The organism is Xylophilus sp. ASV27 (assembly GCF_016428875.1).
Taxonomy (GTDB): domain Bacteria; phylum Pseudomonadota; class Gammaproteobacteria; order Burkholderiales; family Burkholderiaceae_C; genus Xylophilus.
Map to the genome: position 1 here is coordinate 1 of NZ_JAELTO010000376.1, position 302 is coordinate 302.

The 302-nt window shown below is 71.9% G+C and carries 1 protein-coding gene; it reads left to right on the forward strand.

Annotated elements, in window-relative coordinates:
• Positions 1-206, forward strand: a 206-nt coding sequence (locus JHD63_RS23415; RefSeq protein ID WP_198973185.1) for a hypothetical protein, incomplete at its 5' end; no start/stop codon positions are given.
• Positions 207-302: the final 96 nt, after the last annotated feature.

The window sequence follows — 302 nt, forward strand, 5'->3', positions numbered from 1 at the left end:
CCCCCCCCCCCCCCCCCCCCCCCCCCCCCCCCCCCCCCCCCCCCCCCCCCCCCCCCCCCCCCCCCCCCCCCCCCCCCCCCCCCCCCCCCCCCCCCCCCCCCCTTTTTCAAGCAGAAGCCGGCATACGCGATTTCCTGTACGGTCTCGTGGGCTCGGAGATGTGTATAAGAGACAGGAACAAGGGCATCATGCTACTAAAAAAGTAGCAAACTCCGCGCCGGCACGCCGCTTTGCGGAAGCGTTACCCGGCACGGCGCGCTTCTGTGCCACGATGCCGGATCTCCCTGCCTCCACGGATTCCC